Annotated in this window: 22 protein-coding genes; 12 read left to right on the top strand and 10 right to left on the bottom strand. The window is 63.5% G+C overall.

Features of this window, described 5'->3' with window-relative positions:
* Window positions 1-15: 15 nt before the first annotated feature.
* From N6H05_RS00795 to N6H05_RS00780, 4 genes are all read right to left on the bottom strand, one after another.
* The gene (locus tag N6H05_RS00795; RefSeq protein WP_284112319.1) at window positions 16-1,113 is read right to left on the bottom strand and encodes a T6SS phospholipase effector Tle1-like catalytic domain-containing protein; all 1,098 of its coding nucleotides are present in this window, start codon (window positions 1,111-1,113) and stop codon (window positions 16-18) included.
* A gap of 137 nt (window positions 1,114-1,250) precedes the next feature.
* Window positions 1,251-2,612, bottom strand: a complete 1,362-nt coding sequence (locus N6H05_RS00790) for a methyl-accepting chemotaxis protein (protein WP_284112318.1) — start codon at window positions 2,610-2,612, stop codon at window positions 1,251-1,253.
* A gap of 105 nt (window positions 2,613-2,717) precedes the next feature.
* Window positions 2,718-3,635: an EamA family transporter gene (locus tag N6H05_RS00785; RefSeq protein ID WP_017499129.1), complete on the bottom strand. Its 918-nt coding sequence runs from the start codon at window positions 3,633-3,635 to the stop codon at window positions 2,718-2,720.
* A gap of 30 nt (window positions 3,636-3,665) precedes the next feature.
* On the bottom strand, window positions 3,666-4,724 hold the full coding sequence (locus tag N6H05_RS00780) for a DUF3667 domain-containing protein (RefSeq protein WP_284112317.1): 1,059 nt from the start codon (window positions 4,722-4,724) through the stop codon (window positions 3,666-3,668).
* Between the two features lie 230 nt (window positions 4,725-4,954).
* Between N6H05_RS00780 and N6H05_RS00775 the strand changes: the two genes are divergently transcribed.
* Entirely contained in the window at window positions 4,955-7,249 is a 2,295-nt protein-coding gene (locus N6H05_RS00775) for a TonB-dependent receptor (RefSeq protein ID WP_284112316.1), read from the top strand.
* An 87-nt stretch (window positions 7,250-7,336) separates the two neighbouring features.
* Here N6H05_RS00775 and N6H05_RS00770 read toward each other — a convergent pair whose 3' ends face one another.
* From N6H05_RS00770 to N6H05_RS00760, 3 genes are all read right to left on the bottom strand, one after another.
* A complete protein-coding gene (locus tag N6H05_RS00770; protein ID WP_284112315.1) occupies window positions 7,337-7,588 on the bottom strand; it encodes a hypothetical protein in 252 nt (83 codons plus the stop codon).
* A gap of 110 nt (window positions 7,589-7,698) precedes the next feature.
* Complete coding sequence (locus N6H05_RS00765) at window positions 7,699-9,219, bottom strand: fumarate hydratase (protein WP_284112314.1); 1,521 nt, start codon at window positions 9,217-9,219, stop codon at window positions 7,699-7,701.
* Between the two features lie 150 nt (window positions 9,220-9,369).
* The gene (locus N6H05_RS00760; protein ID WP_284112313.1) at window positions 9,370-9,957 is read right to left on the bottom strand and encodes an acyltransferase; all 588 of its coding nucleotides are present in this window, start codon (window positions 9,955-9,957) and stop codon (window positions 9,370-9,372) included.
* Between the two features lie 736 nt (window positions 9,958-10,693).
* Here N6H05_RS00760 and N6H05_RS00755 point away from each other — a divergent pair.
* The 5 genes from N6H05_RS00755 to N6H05_RS00735 all read left to right on the top strand — a co-directional run bounded on the left by N6H05_RS00755 (window position 10,694) and on the right by N6H05_RS00735 (window position 15,724).
* Window positions 10,694-12,640: a ribonucleoside-diphosphate reductase subunit alpha gene (locus tag N6H05_RS00755; RefSeq protein ID WP_502958951.1), complete on the top strand. Its 1,947-nt coding sequence runs from the start codon at window positions 10,694-10,696 to the stop codon at window positions 12,638-12,640.
* Window positions 12,641-13,001: 361 nt separating this feature from the next.
* Window positions 13,002-14,054, top strand: a complete 1,053-nt coding sequence (locus tag N6H05_RS00750; RefSeq protein ID WP_004209931.1) for a ribonucleotide-diphosphate reductase subunit beta — start codon at window positions 13,002-13,004, stop codon at window positions 14,052-14,054.
* A gap of 216 nt (window positions 14,055-14,270) precedes the next feature.
* Window positions 14,271-14,525: a hypothetical protein gene (locus N6H05_RS00745; RefSeq protein ID WP_004209932.1), complete on the top strand. Its 255-nt coding sequence runs from the start codon at window positions 14,271-14,273 to the stop codon at window positions 14,523-14,525.
* Between the two features lie 54 nt (window positions 14,526-14,579).
* Entirely contained in the window at window positions 14,580-14,774 is a 195-nt protein-coding gene (locus N6H05_RS00740) for a hypothetical protein (RefSeq protein WP_284112312.1), read from the top strand.
* Between the two features lie 296 nt (window positions 14,775-15,070).
* Window positions 15,071-15,724: a glycine zipper 2TM domain-containing protein gene (locus N6H05_RS00735; protein ID WP_284114317.1), complete on the top strand. Its 654-nt coding sequence runs from the start codon at window positions 15,071-15,073 to the stop codon at window positions 15,722-15,724.
* Between the two features lie 30 nt (window positions 15,725-15,754).
* On the opposite strand, the gene N6H05_RS00730 is transcribed toward N6H05_RS00735, so the two are convergent.
* A complete protein-coding gene (locus N6H05_RS00730) occupies window positions 15,755-16,363 on the bottom strand; it encodes a thermonuclease family protein (protein WP_284112311.1) in 609 nt (202 codons plus the stop codon).
* Window positions 16,364-16,514: 151 nt separating this feature from the next.
* Here N6H05_RS00730 and N6H05_RS00725 point away from each other — a divergent pair, with 151 nt between their 5' ends.
* Window positions 16,515-16,931 (top strand): globin domain-containing protein, encoded by a 417-nt coding sequence (locus N6H05_RS00725; protein WP_284112310.1) that lies wholly within the window; start codon window positions 16,515-16,517, stop codon window positions 16,929-16,931.
* A 3-nt stretch (window positions 16,932-16,934) separates the two neighbouring features.
* On the opposite strand, the gene N6H05_RS00720 is transcribed toward N6H05_RS00725, so the two are convergent.
* Entirely contained in the window at window positions 16,935-17,249 is a 315-nt protein-coding gene (locus N6H05_RS00720) for a hypothetical protein (RefSeq protein WP_284112309.1), read from the bottom strand.
* Window positions 17,250-17,414: 165 nt separating this feature from the next.
* Between N6H05_RS00720 and N6H05_RS00715 the strand changes: the two genes are divergently transcribed.
* From N6H05_RS00715 to N6H05_RS00695, 5 genes are all read left to right on the top strand, one after another.
* Entirely contained in the window at window positions 17,415-17,795 is a 381-nt protein-coding gene (locus N6H05_RS00715) for a RidA family protein (RefSeq protein ID WP_007711207.1), read from the top strand.
* Between the two features lie 15 nt (window positions 17,796-17,810).
* Window positions 17,811-18,167 carry an ArsC family reductase gene (locus N6H05_RS00710; protein ID WP_004209945.1) on the top strand — a complete coding sequence of 119 codons (357 nt, stop codon included), beginning with the start codon at window positions 17,811-17,813 and terminating at the stop codon, window positions 18,165-18,167.
* Window positions 18,164-19,210 carry a glycerophosphodiester phosphodiesterase gene (locus N6H05_RS00705; protein ID WP_284112308.1) on the top strand — a complete coding sequence of 349 codons (1,047 nt, stop codon included), beginning with the start codon at window positions 18,164-18,166 and terminating at the stop codon, window positions 19,208-19,210. The genes N6H05_RS00710 and N6H05_RS00705 overlap by 4 nt, the downstream gene beginning before the upstream one ends.
* 94 nt (window positions 19,211-19,304) lie before the next feature.
* Complete coding sequence (locus N6H05_RS00700) at window positions 19,305-19,730, top strand: RrF2 family transcriptional regulator (protein ID WP_004209947.1); 426 nt, start codon at window positions 19,305-19,307, stop codon at window positions 19,728-19,730.
* Between the two features lie 65 nt (window positions 19,731-19,795).
* Window positions 19,796-20,452 (top strand): MBL fold metallo-hydrolase, encoded by a 657-nt coding sequence (locus N6H05_RS00695; protein WP_284112307.1) that lies wholly within the window; start codon window positions 19,796-19,798, stop codon window positions 20,450-20,452.
* Here the strand turns inward: N6H05_RS00695 and N6H05_RS00690 are convergent.
* On the bottom strand, window positions 20,449-20,877 hold the full coding sequence (locus N6H05_RS00690) for an MAPEG family protein (protein WP_026108754.1): 429 nt from the start codon (window positions 20,875-20,877) through the stop codon (window positions 20,449-20,451). The genes N6H05_RS00695 and N6H05_RS00690 overlap by 4 nt on opposite strands.
* Between the last annotated feature and the right edge of the window lie 2 nt (window positions 20,878-20,879).

Here is a 20,879-nt window from a genome sequence, read left to right as displayed (position 1 = left end):
TCTATCCGCGGCCCGTCACGGGCCGCGGGGCTCCAGCATGTCGGGCTTGCGCTGCGCCAGGTCGACCAGCGCGGCCGGCCGCCATGTCGCCAGCTTGTGCCAGCGCTCGATCGCCGCATCGGACAGGCTTTCATTGGTCCGTCCGGCCGGGTGGGGCACGTCGATCGGTCGTTCGCCCGATCCGAACAGGCGATAGAAGAGGGTCTGGGATTCGCTGACCGGACCCAGTGGATCGGGGTGGTGCGGCGGGAAAGCGGGCGGCACCAGCCGGAACGGATCATCCACCGCCAGTCCGGCGAGCCGGGCGCGCTCCACCATCCACTCCAGTGCGATCCCCGACAGCGCCGAATCGGGATTGCCGCCGCCGACATCGGCATGGCAGCCGGGGAACCAGCATTGCTCGACATGCTGGCCTGCGCCTTGCCCGTCGGGAATCGTCCACAATGTCGGCAGGAACGGCTTGCGATGCTCGTCGATTGCCACGGCATGAAAGGCGAAGGCGACCGTCGATGATAGGTCGGTGTCGTGAAATTCGCGATTCACCCGGCACAGATGCTTCAATATCCCCTGGAACAAGGTGTTGGGCACGCCCAGCGACCCGACCGTGTCCCACACGCCGACGCACTGGATCGGCGTAGTGTCCGACCAGGCATAGCTTTGCCGGAACAGGCGCGACGCTTCCGATCGCGGCGCGCGGGTGCCGTCGCGCGATCGATAAAGCGCAAAGGCGTCGGGGATCAGGCTTTCATGCTCGGGCCGCAATATGCCGGAATTGCGTACGAAGCCGGCCAGCGATCGGGCGGTATAGGCGCCCCGGCTGAAGCCGAAGAAATACAGTTGGTCGCCCGGCTGATAGGTGCGCACCAGCCAAGCATAGCAGGACAGCAGGATGCGGCTGATGCCATAGCCGGTCGCCCCGTCGATCAGCCGCTTGGTCCGCGACGCCATCGACCCAATGCCATTGTGATAGAAGACCCGTTGCGCCGTGCCGTCCTCCGCCATTGCCGGGATCAGGCTGGCCAGCTTCACCACATTGGTCGGGCAGGGCTTGCCCTGCTCATTATGATCTGGTTCGTTCCAGGTGCCGTCGCAACAGACCACGATGCGCTTCATCCGTGCCTCCCTGTCGAATGGCTGACATGTACGCCGATGATATGAAAATGGCCGCCCTCCCACATTGGGCGGACGGCCATGGTCGCTGCCGTGCAGCCTGATTTATAGGAGGAAACGGACGCGCCGGGCGGCCCGGATCAGCCCTGATCCTTATAGGCCATTTGCAATATGCCCCAGTGGCGGCCGCGCACATGGATGGCGGCGATCACCTGCTTCAGCAGGATGACCTCGCCCTCGGCGGTCAGGCGGCGATAGGCCTTGATGCAGAAGGGTTCGCTGATCTTGCACTGTTCGCGCGTGTCGGGGAAATCGAACACCACGCCCTGGCGCGAAAATTCCGCATTCCATTTCTCGTCGCCCGGCCGCTGCGGCAGAGCGCGTTCGGGCATGGCGATCGCGCCGAAGCTGTTGCGATCGGTGAAGGTCATGCCGAACAATCCCTTGTAGCCGCGCGCCACTTCCTGCTGCGCACGGGCCTCGGCCAGCATGATCGGCTGGATCGGATGGGTGAATTGCGGCGGATTGGTGCCGCGGATCGGCGCATAATATTCGCTGAACACATCGGCTTCGCTGATGCGGCCTTCGTCCAGCGCCTGTTCGATCGCATGGCCCACTGCTTGCGCGGCGGTCAGGCTGAACCGGATATAGGGCGAATCGGGGATGTCGACGCCGCTTTCCGCCAGATATTGCAGCAGCATGTTGGTGTCGTCGCTGGCGATCGACACGCGGCCCGACAGCCGTTGCAGGCCATCGGCATTGTCGCCCGACGTGCTCGACAGCGCCGACAGGCCGGTCCGGATCTCGCTGGCGGAACCGACCATCGACGCGATCCGCTCGGCCACCGCCTCGCTGTTGCTCGACAGGCCCTGCATTAGCGATCCCAGCCGGTCGACCAGCGCCTCGATATTCTTGGTGTCGGACAGCGCCGTGCGCGCGGTCTGCGCGCCATGGGTGATGCTGTCCAGCATGCCGCCGGCCTCGCTGGTCAGCGCGCCGATCGACCGCTCGATCGTCTGGGTCGCGCTTGCCGTTTCCTGCGCCAGCTTCTTCACCTCGGCCGCGACCACGGCAAAGCCGCGCCCCGCGTCGCCGGCCCGTGCCGCCTCGATCGTCGCGTTGAGGGCCAGCAAATTGGTCTGGCTGGCGATGCCGCTGATCACGCTGGTGACATGGGCGACGGTCTTGAGCGCCTCGCCAAAGCCATCGAGGCGGGAATGGATGCGGCTCACCTGTTCGATCAGGTCGACGAAATTGCCGTTCGCGGTCGACAGCTGCCGTCCCGAATCATCGATGATGGCGCGGGCGGCGACCGCCTTCTCGCGCGCGTCCTGGCCGACCAATGACACGCTTTCGCCATCGCGCGACAATTGCGACGCGGCGCCGCTGATCGCCTCGATCGTGCGCGCCTGTTGCGTCACCCGGTCCGCGAGTTCGCTGATGTCTGCCTGAAGGTCGAGCGTACGGATACCCAGATCGCCAGAGAGTTTGGCGACCTTCATTACCGCTCGTGCGACGGTTCCCGATTGCGTTTCTGTGCCCACGGCAACTGGCTAGCCATGGATGGTAAAATATCGGTTATCATACTGACACGGATGTCAGCTTCGTCAGAGCGCACCCAGCAGCGCCAGCACCACGCCGCATGCGACCAGCATCAGCCCCATCGCCTCGCTGCGCGCCATCCGTTCGCCCAGGTAGAAATGGCCGAACGCCATGGTGAAGGCGACCTCGATCTGGCCGACGATCCGCACCAGCGCGACCGGCGCCGTGGCAAAGCCGGTGAACCAGCAGGCCGAACCCATGGCCGACAGGAAGCCGACCTGGCCCGACACTCGCCAGCTGGTGAACACCTTACGCATCTCGCCCGGCTCACGCAGCGCCAGATAGCCGCCCTGGAGCAGCGTCTGCAGCAGCACCGTGACGCTCAGGACGATCAGCGCGGCATGGATCGGATCGCCCCCGCCCACCTCCTGCGTCGCGCGGCGGATGCCGATCGCGGTCAGCGCGAAGAAGAATCCCGATGCGATGCCGGTGATCGCCGCCGGCTGGCCCAGCGCGCGCAGGAAATCCATCGGCCCCATCCGCTTGCCGCCGGTCGACAGCAGCATCACGCCGGCGACGCCGCAGCCGATCCCGGCGCAGGTCAGCGCGCTCAGCCGCTCGCCCATCAGCAGGAAGGACAGGATCGCGCCCTGCACTGCCTCGGTCTTGGAATAGGCTGTGCCGACGACGAAATTGCGGTGTCCGAACGCCATGATCAGCAAATTGGTGGCGATGATCTGGGCCAGCCCGCCGGCCAGGCAGAAGGGCAGGAACAGCCGCCCCAGCGCAGGGAAGGGTGCGGGGAAGAGCAGTTGATAGCCGCCAAGCAGGATCAGCGCGAAGGGAATGCCGTAAAGATAGCGGACCAGGCCCGCCGCATTGATCGACAGCGTCTTGCCCACGCGCCGCTGCACCGCGGTGCGCCAGGCCTGCGTGGCCCCGGCCATCAGGGTGGCGGGTAACCAGATCGGGGACGTAATCATGCGCGCCCTATACAATAGGGACGCGACCCGTCACCCCATCATCATCAGGAACGCGAAGAACAGCGACAGCGACGCACAGGCAAAGCCGTACAGCAGCGGCAGCCGCAGCAAGGTGCCGCTGCGCGAAAGCTGATAGGCATCCTTGAACTGGCGATACATGTGCCAGGCCGCGAACAGCAGCAGCACCAGCGTCACCAGCCCATGGGTGATGCCGACCGCCGTCAGGATCATCGACAGCGAGAAGAGCAGCGACATGAAGGCGATCGAATAGGTCACATAGATCGCATGGTCGTAAATCTTGAACCGGCGGCTGAACGGGAACAGCAGCCACAGGAAGGGCAGCGATATGACGATCAGCAGCCAGGAGAATTTATAGGCATTGGCCTTGAGCTTGTAATAAGCGAATTCGGGGTCTTTGGCCGCCGCGCTGATCGCCTTGCCGACCGTATCGGCGACGTTCTTGTTGACGCCTTCGCCGGTCAGCGAGTCGGTCAGGCCGCTCGCCAGCGACAGGCCCTTCCGCTCGTCCCGCGCGTCCTTCAGCTTCTCCTGCAACGTCTCGCGCCGGCTCGCGCTGATCCCCGACTCGGCCAGTTGCGCCTGCACCTTGGCGATGCGGGCATCGGCCTTTTCTTCTTCCTTCTTCAGCTCGGCAATCGCCTCGCTGTTCATCTTCACCTGGTTGCGCGCGCCTTCCGGGCCATGATGGCTGGTCAGCGAGAAGATCGCGTACATCAGGAAGGCGCTGAACAGGAACAGGGCAAAGGGCGATACGAACTTGGCCCGCTCGCCATGGATATAGCGGCGCGTCAACTGTCCGGGGCGCAGCGCCAGCTCGGGCAGGGTGGTGAAGATCTTGCCCTCGAAATGCAGCACGCCATGGGCCAGGTCATGGCCGATCGCGGCAAAGCTGCGGTGCAGATGCGCGGCCTGGCCGCATTCGGGGCAATAATTGCCCGTCACCGCCGTGCCGCAATTCAGGCAGGCGCCATGGCCGGCCTCATGGGCTTCCCCATGGCCCGGCTCGACCGCCCGTGCCAGCATGCCCCCGGTGATTGCGTCACCCGCTGCTTCGATTTCCCCTGTCATGGGCTGGGACGATAACAAGCGTGTATGACGCTTGCCAGTCACCTTGGCGCATGGATCGCATTGTGTTGCATTGTTACAACGCTCGGCAACATTCCGACATGCTTCCATGTTGGGCAGGGCGAACGTCACTGTCCCGCCACAAATCGCGCCTAGCGGCGATGGCATCCCGGACGGCAGGCGCAGGGGCGCCGCTGTCCCGGACGCAAAAGCAATATTATCGGGGAATAACCTTGTCGAAATTCACTTTCGCACGGTCGGCGCTGCTGCTGACCTCGGCCTTCGGTGCGCTCGCCCTTGGTGGCGTCGCCCATGCGCAGGAAGCGGGCGCTGACGCCGGCCAGCTCGACGAGATCGTCGTGACCGCCGAGCGCCGCTCGGAAAATCTGCAGAAGGTGCCCGTCTCGGTCGGCGTCGTGCAGGGCGATGCGCTGCGCAACCTGACCGCCGGCGGCGGCGACATTCTCGAACTCGCCGCCCGCGTGCCCGGCCTTTACGCCGAAACCACCACCGGCCGCATCTTCCCGCGCTTCTACATCCGCGGCCTCGGCAATATCGATTTCTATCTCGGCGCGTCGCAGCCGGTGTCGATCATCCAGGACGATGTCGTGCTGGAGCATGTCGTGCTGAAGTCGAACCCGGTGTTCGACGTCAACCAGGTGGAAGTGCTGCGCGGCCCGCAGGGTTCGCTGTTCGGCCGCAACACCACGGCCGGCATCATCAAGTTCGACACCATCCGTCCGTCGATGGATTGGGAAGGTCGCGCCCAGGCCAGCTATGGCAGCTATAACACCGTCACCTTCGACGGCGGCATCGGCGGCCCGATCGTCGCGGACAAGCTCGCCTTCCGCGTCTCGGCCCTCTACCAGCATCGCGACGACTGGGTCGACAACACCTACACCGGCCCCAGCGCCGACGGCACCGTGTCCCCGAAGAAGGACGCGATGGGCGGCTATAATGAGAAGGACGTACGCCTTCAGCTGCTGATGACGCCGACCGAAAATGTCTCGATGCTGACCAGCGTCCATGCGCGCGACTATGATGGCACCTCGACCATCTTCCATCGCGCCGGCCTCACCAAGGGCAGCAACAGCGTGTCGGGCGAACCCCGCTCGAAGATCGCGCTCGACGAAGCGATGAACAACCCGCAGGCCTACAAGACCTATGGCGCGTCGGAAAATATCGCGATCGACATGGGGCCGGTCACCCTGACCTCGATCACCGCCTATGAAACCACCTCGGGCTACAGCCGTGGCGACACCGACGGTGGTGCCGCTGCCGACTATCCGGTGAACGGCGTCGCCAATGGCTATGGCCAGAGCCAGGGCCAGGTGCGCGACCTCGACCAGCTGACCCAGGAAGTCCGCCTCGCCAGCAATGGTGACAGCGCCTTCAAGTGGCAGGTTGGCGGCATGTATTTCGACAGCCGCGACACCACCGATTTCTACCAGCGCGCCTATTTCCTGACCGGCGCCGCCAACAATCCCAACAACTGGGTGCGCCTGCGCAACAAGAATGAAAGCTGGGGCCTGTTCGGCCAGGCGAGCTACGAAGTGGTGCCGGGCCTGACCATCACCGCCGGCGGTCGCTACACCAAGGACACGAAGGAAACCCGTCTGGTCCGCGCTACCGCCAATGCGGCCGGCGTTTCGACCTATGCCGGCCGTCGTTACGTCAAGCTGACCGGCAAGGAACCGAGCTGGGACGTCAGCGCCCTGTATGAAGTCAGCCCCGAAGTCAGCCTCTACGCCCGCGTCGCGCGCGGCTTCCGTGGCCCGACCATCCAGGGCCGCTCGGCGGTCTTCAACAGCGACTTCACCACGGCGGATTCGGAAACGATCATGTCGTACGAAGGCGGCATCAAGACCAACCTGCTGGGCAACCGCCTGCGCTTCAACCTGTCGGGCTTCGCCTGGAAGGTGAAGGACATCCAGCTCAACGGCAATGACGTGAACGGCAATGGCGTGTTGTTCAATGCCGACGCGGCCAAGGCCTATGGCCTGGAAGCCGATCTGGAAGCGCGTCCGTTCGACAATCTCACCCTGTCGGCCGGCCTCAGCCTGCTGCACAGCGAGATCAACGACAAGAATGTCTATGCCCAGGTCTGCACGCTGAACGGCGTGGTCGTCTGCACCGTGGAAGACCCGACTGTCACCGTCGCCGGCCGTGGCGTCTTTGCCCAGATCGACGGCAACCCGCTGCCCAACGCGCCGAAATACACGGCCAACATCGCGGCCCGCTATGATGTGCCGCTGGGCAATGGTGGCAAGCTCTTCGCGGCGACCGACTGGAACATCCAGGGCTACACCAACTTCGTCCTCTACAAGACGAAGGAGTTCTACTCGAAGGGCGACTTCGAAGGCGGTCTGAAGATCGGCTACACCGCGCCGGACGGCAAATATGAGATCGCCGCGTTCGCCCGCAACATCACCGGCGAGAAGAACGTGAAGGGCGTGATCGAAAACTATATGGCGCCGGTGTTCAACGAGCCCCGCATCATCGGCGTGTCCTTGAGCGGCAAGCTGTAATCGAAAGTCCTATTCCTCCCCATGCGCAGCATGGGGAGGGGGCAACGAAAAAGGCGCGTCATCCGATGGGATGGCGCGCCTTTTTCGTCAGCTCGGCTTGATCGGCGCCAGCGTGACATTCTTCCAGTCGGGCTCATGATGCGGCTGGCGTCCCATCGTCCAGTTGGTCTGCAGTCGGACCAGCGGGTTGGGCGCACACCAGATTTCTCCGCTGTCGCTGAGGCCCGTCACCCAGATCAGATTATGCTCCTGCCCATAGTCGATGACGGCGAAGGCATAGCCTTTGCCCTTGCCTTCGATCATGACGGGCAAGGGCGGTTCGAGCTGCGTGAAGGACATGGATGAACTCCGGCTTTGGGTGCCGGAAATAATGCGGCGCGCGAAACGGGGTTCCCGTCTCGCGCGCCGCCTTGATCCGTATCAATAGGATAGTTGCTGACGGGGCGATCTTACGCCCCTTCGAGCAGCTTTTCCTTCTTGATCTTTTCCTGCCACACCAGTGGGGCGAGGCGGTGGACATTCTGGCCTTCGCTATCGACGGCGACGGTGACGGGCATGTCCTCCACCGTGAACTCGTAGATGGCTTCCATGCCCAGATCCTCGAAGCCCACGACCTTGGCTTCCTTGATCGCGCGGGCGACCAGATAGGCTGCGCCGCCGACCGCCATCAGATAGGCGCTCTTGTGCTTGGCGATGCTGTCGGTGGCGGCCGGGCCGCGCTCGGCCTTGCCGACGCAGGCGGCCAGCCCCTGTTCCAGCATCATGTCCATGAACTTGTCCATGCGGGTCGCGGTCGTCGGGCCGGCCGGGCCGACCACTTCGTCGCGCACCGGATCGACCGGGCCGACATAGTAGATCACGCGCCCCTTGAAATCGACCGGCAAGGTCTCGCCCTTCTCCAGCATGTCGGCGATCCGCTTGTGCGCGGCGTCGCGGCCGGTCAGCATCTTGCCGTTCAGCAGCAGGCGGTCGCCATGCTTCCAGCCCTGCACCTGTTCCGGCGTCAGCGTGTCGAGATCGACGCGGATCGCTTCCTTGCTCGGCTTCCAGTCGACCTGCGGCCATTCACTGAGCTTGGGCGCTTCCAGATAGGCCGGGCCGGACCCGTCGAGGGTGAAATGCGCGTGGCGGGTCGCGGCGCAGTTCGGGATCATCGCTACCGGCTTGCCAGCCGCATGGCAGGGATAGTCGTGGATCTTGATGTCCAGTACGGTGGCCAGGCCGCCCAGGCCCTGCGCGCCGATGCCCAGCGCATTGACCTTGTCGAACAGCTCGATGCGCAGTTCCTCGATCTTGTTCTGCGGGCCACGGGCCTTCAGCTCGCCCATGTCGATCGGGTCCATCAGGCTTTCCTTGGCCAGCGCAACCGCCTTTTCCGCGGTGCCGCCGATGCCGATGCCCAGCATGCCCGGCGGGCACCAGCCGGCGCCCATCTGCGGCACCATTTCCAGCACCCAGTCGACGATCGAATCGCTGGGGTTCATCATCTTGAACTTGGTCTTGTTCTCGCTGCCGCCGCCCTTGGCCGCGACGTCGATGATGACCTTGTTGCCCGGCACCATTTCCACGTTCAGCACGCAGGGCGTGTTGTCCTTGGTGTTCTGGCGCGAAAAGGCGGGATCTTTCAGGATCGACGCGCGCAGCCGATTTTCGGGGTTGAGGTACGCCTTGCGCACCCCTTCATCGATCACCTCCTGCATCGACCGGCTATTGTCGTCCAGCCGGCACTCCATGCCCCACTTCACGAACACATTGACGATGCCGGTGTCCTGGCAGATCGGGCGGTGGCCTTCGGCGCACATGCGGCTGTTGGTCAGGATCTGGGCGATGGCGTCCTTCGCCGCCGGATTGGCTTCGGCCTCATAGGCCGTGCCCAAGGCCCGGATATAATCCATCGGATGATAATAGCTGATGAACTGGAGTGCATCGGCGACGCTCTCGATGAGGTCGGCGGTCTTGATGAGCGTCATCTACCCTGATCCCTATTCTTGCGGCCCGCCTCTGCACGGCGGGTCTGGCAAGGCGGGGCTATAGGCCTTTGAGACGATGAGTCCAGTGGTGGAGACGCGACGATCCCGTCGCGCTCCTTCAGCTTTATCAATGAACGATGGACAGGCTTGTCATGGCGTGGGCAGCGGATCGGCGACCGGCAGCAGGTTGAAATTCCATTTGATGCCGGTGCGCACGATCCGTGCGGGGACGCCGGCAGCAACGCAATTGGAAGGAACATCCTTCGTTACCACGGATCGTGCCGCGACGACGCTGTCGGCTCCGATGGTCACGCCCTTCATGATCGAAGCGCCATCGCCCAGCCAGACTCGGTCGCCGAGGCGCACGTCGGCGCCGGGGTTGATGCGCTGATTGCTGGCGATATCGATGACCGAATGCATGTCGCTGACCGTGATCCAGCTATCGCTTGCAATCAGGCATCCTTCGCCCAGGCTGATATTGAAGGATTCATGGCATTGCATGACGCAGGTCCAGGTAAAGCCGCTGCCATCGCCGATCGACACGGTCGAATCTCGAACCGTGTAGATGGTGATCGCATTCAGGCGACAGTCTGATCCAACGCGCACCGTGCAATCGTCGCCGACGGTCATGTGGATCTGGGCTGCATAGCAATTATGCCCAATCTCGACCCGCCCGCCCTTGCCGGTAAAGGTGATCGTGCCATTTTGCGAAGCAAGGAATTCGGGGGGGGCCTGCACATCGTTTCCCGCTGCATTTTGTATTGTTATCGGCATTCCAATCTCCATCGCCCAAGCGGGGTGGGCGCTTATCATGTAACCAGTGGTGGGGCGCAATCCTATCGTCGATTGTCTCATTTGCAATATTTGGGGCGGGTGTGCGGTCCGCGATCCCATCGCCGCATCGCGCTTTTAGCTCCGGTAGGGGACCATGCGCGCCTGCAACGGGGGGCACTCTGAACCGGAAAGGGTGGAGACGGTGTGCTGGAAAAAGCGGGGAGGGGCGCTGGTGTCGGAGGCATCCTGTCGTTGGGCCGCCTCGCTGGGGCATGTCCGCTGGACCCGATTGGGGCAACGCGCGGATTTGCGTGGCAAGGCAAATTTATTTTAAATTTGCGTGGCGCCTCTTGCCTTTTTCAAGGCCCTAGAAAGTCCGCGCGTCGCCATGCCATGACAGGGCGTGTCCGCGACGAAAGGAATCTCGGCGTCGATGAACCGAGTCCCCGAACTGTCATTTACCCTCTTGCGCGATCATGGGGCTGTGGCACTATCTGTGGTATCGGGACCAAGGGGGTCACCCAATAGATTGTGATTGCATTGCCGGACCTGCTTCCGGCGATAAGGGGCTTTTGCCCTTGTGATCCGGTCGATTGACCCCATTTCTGTCCCGGCCCGATTGGGTTCATGCTATGATTTCAGGTGCCTCCTGGACTGGTTGAGCCGAATCGAACGGAATCAGGAATAATCGGGGGCTCGCATGGACTTTCGAGATAGTGAACAAGGTGGAAACGGCGACGTGGCGACGGTGATGGACGAGCGTATCGAGGATCTGGTGGACAAGGTCGAGCCCAAGGCGGGCAAGGACAAGGCGGCCGAGGCTCCGGCGTCTGCGTCGTCCAAGATTCATGAACGTCGCTTTCATGTCGTGACGGATTCGTCGCGCGATGCGCTGCTGACCGAATTCGGCAAGGACACGCTGAACGATCGCTATCTGCTGCCTGGCGAAAGCTATCAGGATCTGTTCGCGCGCGTCGCCGCCGCCTATTCGGACGATGCCGAGCATGCGCAGCGCGTCTATGACTATATTTCCAAGCTCTGGTTCATGCCGGCAACGCCCGTGCTGTCGAACGGCGGCACTGGTCGCGGCCTGCCGATCAGCTGCTATCTGAACAGCGTCGACGACAGCCTGGAAGGCATCGTCAACACCTGGAACGAGAATGTCTGGCTCGCCTCGCGCGGCGGCGGCATCGGCACCTATTGGGGCAGCGTGCGCGGCATCGGTGAGCCGGTCGGCCTCAACGGCAAGACCAGCGGCATCATCCCCTTCGTCCGCGTGATGGATTCGCTGACCTTGGCGATCAGCCAGGGGTCGCTGCGTCGCGGCTCGGCGGCCTGCTATCTCGACGTCTCCCACCCGGAGATCGAGGAGTTCCTGGAAATCCGCAAGACGAGCGGAGACTTCAACCGCAAGGCGCTCAATCTGCACCATGGCGTGCTGCTGACCGACGAGTTCATGGAAGCGGTGCGCGACGGCAGTGATTTCAACCTGCGCAGCCCCAAGGACCAGTCGGTGCGGGGCACCGTCAATGCCCGCGCGCTGTTCCAGAAGCTGGTCGAGGTCCGCCTCGCCACCGGCGAACCCTATATCGTCTTCTCCGACACGGTGAACCGGATGATGCCCAAGCATCACCGCGACCTGGGGCTCAAGGTCTCGACGTCGAACCTCTGCTCGGAAATCACCCTGCCGACGGGTCGCGACCATCTCGGCCAGGATCGCACGGCGGTCTGCTGCCTCTCCTCGATGAACCTGGAAACCTGGGATCAGTGGAAGGATCATCCGACCTTCGCGGAAGACATCATGCGCTTCCTCGACAATGTGCTGCAGGACTATATCGACCGCGCCCCGCCGGAAATGGCCCGCGCCAAATATAGCGCCAGCCGCGAACGCTCGGTGGGCCTGGGCGTCATGGGCTTCCACAGCTTCCTGCAGGCACGCGGCATCCCGTTCGAAGGCGCCATGGCCAAGTCGTGGAACCTGCGCATCTTCAAGCATATCAATGCCAAGGTGAACGAGGCGTCGATGATGCTGGCGCAGGAGCGCGGGCCGTGCCCCGACGCCGCCGACCAGGGCGTGATGGAACGCTTTTCCTGCAAGATGGCGATCGCGCCGACCGCGTCGATCTCGATCATCTGTGGCGGCACCTCGGCCTGTATCGAGCCGATCCCGGCGAACATCTACACCCACAAGACGCTCTCGGGCAGCTTCGCGGTGAAGAACCCCTATCTGGAAAAGCTGCTGGTCGAAAAGGCCAAGGATTCGAGCGCCGTATGGAACTCGATCCTGGAACGCGGCGGTTCGGTCCAGCATCTCGACTTCCTGACCCAGGAAGAAAAGGATGTGTACAAGACCAGCTTCGAGATCGACCAGCGCTGGCTGCTCGAACTGGCCGCCGATCGCACCCCCTATATCGACCAGGCCCAGTCGCTGAACCTGTTCATCCCGGCCGATGTCGAGAAGTGGGATCTGCTGATGCTCCACTTCCGTGCCTGGGAACTGGGCATCAAGTCGCTCTATTATCTGCGCTCCAAGTCGGTGCAGCGCGCCGGCTTCGCCGGTGGCGTGGAAGCGGACAACACGATCGACGCCCCCAAGTTCGAGATCGGCGAGACCACCGACTATGACGAGTGCCTCGCCTGTCAGTAAGGAGTGATGGATATGTCGAACAATTTTCTGGACGATCTAAGCCGCGCTTTTGGCGAGTCTAAGCCGTATGATAATTATCTCACGAAAATAGGTATGTTTGGTAGGCAGCCAGCATCCGCTACTAATTCACTATTTAGTCGTGAGGAGCAGACATCGGCTCGTATTGCGTCCATCGCATCGCGTGGCTTGCAAACGCCGGAAAGTCTGACGCTCGCTGAGATTAAGGCTGTGTGTGCGTCGGCGCTAACACAGGCCCCCAATCGTAATTAACCGTCATGCAGCGAAGGCGGGCATATCGCTTCTAAAAGAGCGATGTCCGCTTTCGCTGGCATGACGTATCAATTCAAGGACTCTCCCCCCGATGCCCCTTCTTCAAGCCTCCAAGGTCTACAAGCCCTTCGAATATCCCTGGGCCTATGAATTTTGGAAGCGCCAGCAACAGCTCCACTGGCTGCCCGAGGAAGTGCCTCTGGGCGAGGATTGCCGTGACTGGGCGCAGAAGCTCAGCGATCATGAGCGCAACCTGCTGACCCAGATTTTCCGCTTCTTCACCCAGGCCGACGTGGAAGTGCAGGATTGCTACCACGAGAAGTACGGCCGCGTGTTCAAGCCGACCGAGATCAAGATGATGCTGACCGCGTTCAGCAACATGGAAACGGTCCATATCGCGGCCTACTCGCATCTGCTCGACACGATCGGCATGCCCGAAAGCGAATATTCGGCCTTCCTCCAGTATAAGGAGATGAAGGACAAGCATGACTATCTCGCCCAGTTCGGCGTCGACACGGACGAGGATATCGCCAAGACGCTGGCGATGTTCGGCGGCTTCACCGAAGGCCTCCAGCTCTTCGCCTCCTTCGCGATGCTGATGAACTTCCCGCGCTTCAACAAGATGAAGGGCATGGGCCAGATTGTCACCTGGTCGGTCCGCGACGAAACCCTGCATTGCGAAGGCATCATCAAGCTGTTCCACAGCTTCGTGAAGGAACGCGACTGCCTGACCGCGTCGGTCAAGGACGATATCATGGACATGTGCCAGAAGACCGTCCGGATCGAGGACGCGTTCGTCGATCTCGTCTTCGAAATGGGGCCGGTCCCTGGCATGACGCCCAAGGACATCAAGAAATATGTCCGCTACATCGCCGACTGGCGCCTGGGCCAGCTGGGGCTGAAGCCGATCTACATGATCGACGAGCATCCGCTGCCCTGGCTGACCCCGCTGCTCAACGGCGTGGAGCATGCCAATTTCTTCGAAACCCGCGCGACCGAATATTCCAAGGGCGCGACCCGCGGCCAGTGGAACGACGTCTGGGACGCATTCGACCGCCGCAAGAAGCTCAAGGGCGCCGAAGCGGCCAATGTCGACGAAAGCGATCCGGACATGTTCAAGGCCGCCGGTATCGCGGCGGAATAAGACCAAAGCGCGTCGCGCTTTGATCAAGCCCGCGCGGCGCTTGAGCGTTTCAAGCTGCTGATGCGTCAGCTTGCAAAGGGATCTGATCCAGGTCGAGGGGAGGGGAGGCGCGGGGAGCGCCTCCCCTTTTTTGTACGCCGCTGGAGCACCCTGCATCGCGTCCATAACGGACCAGTCTCGCGCCAGAATGGCGATGCCCTGGGCTATGGTCCGGTCATGACCAGCCCCGTCGATCCCCCATCTCCGCCATTCTACGTCTTCGTCTGCAATGTCTGCGGCAGCGATCAGGTTACACGCGAAGCCTGGGCGGCCTGGGATGTCGCGACCCAGGCCTGGATTCTCAACACGGCCTTCGACTTTGCCTATTGCCATCGCTGCCTGGGCTATGCGCAGCTCGACCGGCTGCTGCTGACCAGCCCGCCATCCGGCTTGCCGTCCCGCGCCCCGGCCTTCCCGCCCGCGCCGGGCTGAACCACGCGACGGGCGTGACGCTTCCTTAACCGCCGCCATGCCAGACCGGTCGCCATGTTCGGCGTCCGACTCCGCTCCCTCTTCACCAGCCGCTGGATGGCCCTGCTCTGGGCGATATTGGTGCTGCTGAGCGCGATCCAGTTCGTGGGCAGCGACGGCGGCGATCAGGCCGGCGCCGATCAGGCCGCGACCGCGGCGCTGGACGGCCTCGACAACAGCCAGCGCGCCATCATCGCCAACACGCTCTGAAAGCCGCGGGGCGGGCGTCGCGGGCGCGCTGTCCTATTTCTTCCCGCCGGCCTATATTGCCGTCCGGCACCGGGCCTGTCTCTGACGCTCACTTGTTCCAAAATGACAAAGATTGGAAATTAAATGTCAGAATGTGCGGGAAATATGCGAAGTTAAGCGCAGTATTTCCTACAATTTTGATCCCCGCCTTCCCTATTGTTCCGTTCATGCAACATGTGTTCAGCTGCCGCGTTCTAGCCTCGCCCGGTCAACAGGAATCGAAAAGGGACAGGACTTTGCATCGCTTTGCCAAGAGCATGATTGCCGCGCTTTCACTGGGCGCCATGGCGTTGACCGCCATGCCCGCCGCTGCCCAGCACGGCCAGGGTCATGGCCGACCCGGCGGCCCGTCATCGGGTCATGGCGGCCCCGGTGGTCCGGGCGCACAACGTCCCCCCAGCCATGGCGGCAATCATGCCCAGCGTCCGCCCCAGGGTGGCCGCCCCGGCGCCCAGCGTCCGCCCCAGCCCGGCCGGCCGGGGGCAGGCCGCCCACCCCAGTCGGGCCATCCGGGCCATGGTCGTCCGCCTCAATATGGCCGTCCCGGCAACCATCGCCCGCCGCCGCCGCATGGCGGCTATCGCAGGCCCGGACCCCCGGTCTATGCCTATGACTGGAACCGGCCCGATCCGCGCTATGGTGGCCGCTATCGCCCCGACCGCTATTATCGCGGCGGCTATGCGCCGATCCGGGTCGACCGCAGCATGCGCATCTATCGCGGCTATGACGACCGCTATTATTGCCGCCGTTCGGACGGCACCACCGGCCTCATCATCGGCGGCGCGATCGGCGCGCTGATCGGCGGCCAGCTTGATCGCGGCTATTCCAACACGGCGGGCATATTGATCGGCGGCGGCGCCGGCGCGCTGCTCGGCCGCGAGATCGACCGCGGCAGTCTCAGCTGCCGCTGATCGGAAAGGGGGCGAAGGCGCCCCCTTTTTTCAGCACCAGGGGTGGCGGCGTCCGTCCCAGGTTCGGGCCAGCCCTTCGTCCACCAGCTGCTGGCCGATCGACTGGCCATCGCGCGTCACGATCCGCAGCGCCCGGCCATATTTGTCGGTCGCCCGCCCGTCGATCTCCAGCGAGAAGGGGCCGGCATTCATCAGTTGCTGCAACCGGCTGGTCGCCCGCGCGCCCAGCGCGCCTTCCTCCGCGCAGCGGGGCCCATGGGTTTCGGGCGTGTCGATGTCGGCGATCCGATATTTCTCGCCCCGGAACCAGAAAGTGTCGCCATCGACGACGCAATTGGTCCCGCCGCCGCTATGGCAATAGCCGAAATCAGCCGACAGCTGGTCGGCGCTGGCACTCGACGGGGCCGTGCCGGTCGACGCCGTCGGCATCGCGATCTCGGGCGCCAGTCGCGCCCACCAGTCGGGCGCTTGCCAGCCGATCATCATCCCCAGCGCCAACACCAATCCCAGTGTCTTGCCGCTGAAGCCGCTGCGCTCGGGCGCGGGACGACGAAAGCGCGCCTGTCCGGCACGCGCCGCCTCCCGGCGCCAAAGTGTGTCGATGCGGTCGGGGGTGAATCGGTCGGGGCGTCTGGACATGGCGCGCCCCTAGCAGGTTCAGGAAAAACAGAGGGTTAAATCTGATCCGGCTTGTCGCCATTTCGGGGCGAACCGGCGTTTGATCGGGATCAATGTGGGACGCGCAGGGGATGCGCAGGGTGCGCCGGCCTCAGCCCATGGAGATTGCCGCATGAACGCCGCCGCGCCGCCCAGCCCCTATGTCCGCATCGGCGGCGAACCGGTCGTCCGCGCCATTGCAGATCGTTTCTATGACCTGCTGGAAAGCGACCCGGCCTATGCGCAGTTGCGCGCCATTCATGCCGCCGACCTCTCCGTCGTGCGCCACGGCCTCACCCGCTTCCTGTGCGGCTGGCTGGGCGGCCCACGCGACTGGTTTCAGCGCGGCACCTGCATCATGTCGCTGCACCGCGCCTTTCCGATCACGCCGCAACTGGCCGATCAATGGGCGACGGCGGCGGCCTGCGCCATCGCCATGCAGGAAGATCTCGACACCGACATTGCCGACGCCATGGCGGAAGCGCTCGGCCATATGGCGCGCGGCATGATCAATTTCGGCCTCGCGCCGGCACAGGCGCACCCCGCCTAGCGGCTAGTCGTCATCCTCGTTAAGGATTTCGTCCTCCTCGCCATCATCCTCGTCGTCCATGCGCGGCTCGCCGTCGAACGCGCCCTCGTCGATCCAGCCGGACCGGTCCATCTCGTCCATCTTGTCGACCAGGTCGGGGACATCGTCGGGGATGATCTGCGCCGGGTTGGGCCGCCCGCCATGCTCGCTCTCTTCGCTCAGGTCGCTGGTCCGGCCCAGCGCATCGTCGGCGACGTCGTTCGCCTGGGTGCCGGCATCGGCCTGTTCGCTATTCTCTTCACTCTCGTCGGGGAAGGGGCGATTGTCGGACATCGTCATGGCGCGTCTCCTTGCAGGGGCATGTCCCCCTCCAACGATCACCCCATTTTCCCGTTCCGCGCAAGCACGTCCGGAAACGCACTGGACAGCGCGGAACCAAGGCGGCAAAGGCCGATGCGATCCTTTTCGCCCCGATCCTTTTCGCATCGCAACAGGAATCCCTCCATGTCCCGCCAGCTCATTTCCTCCGGCTCGCCCTTCGAGGCGCAGGTCGGCTATTCGCGCGCCGTCGTCCAGGGCGACTGGTGCTTCGTCGCCGGCACCACCGGCACCGATCCCGAAACCAAGATCATGCCCGACAGCGTGGTCGATCAGGGCGTCAACGCGCTCAAGGTGATCGGCAAGGCGCTTGAAGACGCCGGCTTCTCCTTTGCCGATGTCGTGCGCGTCACCTATTATATCACCGACCCTGCCTATTGGGACGATCTGGGCAAGGCCACCGCGCCCATCTTTGGCGAGATCCGCCCGGCCGCCAGCTGCGTCGTCGCTGGCCTCATCAAGCCGGAGATGAAGATCGAAATCGAAGTCACCGCCTTCAAAGGGTAACAGGGACATATCATCATGATTACCATGTACGGCATCAAGAATTGCGACACGATCAAGAAGGCCCGCAACTGGCTGGACAATGAGCGCGTCGCCTATAATTTCCACGACTATAAGGTTGCCGGCGTCGACAAGGAAAAGCTGGAGGAATGGGTGATGGAGCATGGTTGGGAAACCATCCTCAACCGCTCCGGCACCACCTTCAAGGCGCTCGACGCGGGGGACAAGGCGCATATCGACGCGGACAAGGCGATCCTGTTGATGATCACCAACCCCTCGATGATCAAGCGCCCGATCCTCGACACCGGCAAGGGTACGGTCGTCGGCTTCAAGGCGACGACCTACGAAAACGCGCTGAAAGGCGTGATGGCGTGATCGGACGGGGGCTGCTGGGCATCGGGGCATTGCTGATGATGGGCCTGCTCCCCCTTTCCGCTGTCCGGGCCGCCGACCCGCTGATCATCGCGCATCGCGGTGCCAGCGGCGAGCGGCCCGAACATACGCTCGCCAGCTATGAGCGGGCGATCGACCAGGGCGCCGACTATATCGAGCCCGATCTGGTCCTGACCAGGGATGGCGTGCTGGTTGCCCGGCACGAGAATGAGATTGGCGGCACCACCGACGTCGCCGACCATCCCGAATTTGCCGATCGCAAGACGACGAAGACGATCGACGGCATCGCAATGACCGGCTGGTTCACCGAGGATTTCACCTTGGCCGAACTGCGCACTTTGCGGGCGCGGGAACGTCTGCCTGATCTGCGCCCGGCCAATGTCCGCTTCAACGACCTCTATCTCATCCCGACCTTTGAGGAGATATTGAAACTGGTCCGCGCCAAGGAAGCGGAGCAGCATCGTCGCATCGGCCTCTATCCCGAAACCAAGCATCCCAGCTATTTCGCCGGCATCGGCCTGCCGCACCAGCAGGCGCTGCTCGATCTGCTCGGCAAATATGGCTACACCAATGCCGACGATCCGGTCTTCATCCAGTCGTTCGAGGTCGGCAATCTGAAGGCCCTGCATGAAGCGACCCGGCTGCGCCTCATCCAGCTCGTCGATGCCGAAGGCGGCCCTGCTGACGAACCCGGCACGACCTATGCCGACATGATGAGCGTCTCCGGGCTGGAGGCGATTGCCGGCTACGCCACCGGCCTCGGCCCGTCCGCTGCCATGGTTCTGGCGCCCGAAGGGGCGACCGCGCTGGTCGGTCGTGCCCATGATGCCGGGCTTCAGGTCCATATCTGGACGCTGCGGATGGAAAACAGCTTCCTGCCCGACCAGTATAAGCGGCCGGACGATCCGCAGGGCCGGGGCGACTTTGCCGGCTATGTCCAGGCGATCGCCGCGACCGGCGTCGACGGTATTTTCAGCGATTTCCCTAGGCAGGCGCGCGACGCTCTGAGCAGCACGCAGCCCTGATCGGCAACATCGCATAAATTAAAGCGGATTTTCCCTTCTCTACCCTGCGGCTCGACTTGCCAAAGCCGGGCCGCAGGCGAATAACGAACAGACCATGCTGTCCCAGAAGACCCGTTACGCCATCCGCGCGCTCCAGCATCTTGCCGACCGCTATCGCCAGGGGCCTGTGCCCCTCAACGAGATTGCGACGCGCCAGAATATCCCGGCGAAATTCCTGACGGTGATCCTGTCCGAATTGTCGCGCGAAGGCCTGGTGGCGACCCAGCGCGGTCGCGACGGCGGCTATTGGCTGGCGCTGGCGCCGGTTGACATCAGCTATGGCGATATCGTCCGCCTGACCCGCGGGTCGCTCGCGCTCACTCCCTGTGCCAGCCGCTTCGCCCATGAAAGCTGCACCAACTGCCTGCCCGAAAGCGAATGCCGCCTGCACCGGGTGATGCTGCGCGTGCGCGACGAAACCGCCAAGGTGCTCGACAGCATCAGCCTCGCCGAACCCTTCGCGGCCGAAGGGTTGGGGTAGGGCGCCGCAGGAGCAGGCGTGCGGACGCCCTTGCGCTCGCCGCGCCGCTTCGCCACATCGGCAGCATGACCACGCCGCCGCTCAAAGCCGTCCTGATCCCCGTCACCCCGCTGCAGCAGAACTGCACCCTCTTCTGGTGTACGGAAACGATGCGGGGCGCCTTTGTCGATCCGGGCGGCGACCTGCCGGTGCTGAAGAAGGCGGCGGCGCAGCACGGCGTCACGATCGAGAAGATTCTTGTCACTCATGGCCATATCGACCATTGCGGCCAGGCCGGCGTGCTGGCCCGCGATCTCGATGTCCCGATCGAGGGGCCGCATGAGGAGGATCGCTTCTGGATCGACCGGCTGCCGCAGGATGGCGAACGCTGGGGCATTCCGGGTGAGAGTTTCGAGCCGGATCGCTGGCTGGTCGATGGCGACCAGGTGACGGTCGGCCATCTGACCTTCGACGTCTATCATTGCCCCGGCCACACGCCGGGCCATGTCGTCTTCCACCATGCGCCGAGCCAGCTCGCGATCGTGGGCGACGTGCTGTTCAAGGGCTCGATCGGCCGCACCGACTTCCCGCGCGGCAACCATCAGGATCTGATCAACGCGATCACCGGCAAGCTCTGGCCGCTCGGCGGCCAGACCGCCTTCGTCCCCGGCCATGGCGAGATGAGCAATTTCGCCTATGAACGGCGCACCAACCCCTATGTGGCCGATTCCGTTCTCGGTTAAACGCGCGCCATCGCCGGCGGGGCAGGCACGGCGCGAGTCGCGCCATAGGCGACATAGAGCGCCGCCACCGCCAAGCCGAGCATCACGATCCAGGTGAGCAGCGCGCCGCCCGCGCGCCACACCGTCGGCTTGTCGGCGTCCATGCCAAAGCCATGGGCGATTCGCGCCAGCGCATAGATCATCGCCCCGATCCACAGCCACAGCGGCGCGCCGATCGCCATTTCGATCAGGCCAAAGAGAATCAGCACGATCGGCGTATATTCGATGAAATTGGCGTGCGCCCGCATCCGCCGGGCCAGCAGCATGTTCCCCGAGTCGCCGTGCAGAAGCTTCGCGCCCACGCGGATTCGCGCGCAGCGCACCGCCAGCCAGAAATTGATGAGCGCACAGGCCGCAGCCAGTGTAAGCGTGATCGGCAACAACATGG

This window comes from Sphingobium sp. WTD-1 (assembly GCF_030128825.1).
Classification (GTDB): Bacteria; Pseudomonadota; Alphaproteobacteria; order Sphingomonadales; family Sphingomonadaceae; genus Sphingobium.
Note: the sequence above shows the minus strand (reverse complement) of the source record. Positions and strands in the feature narration are given on the sequence as shown.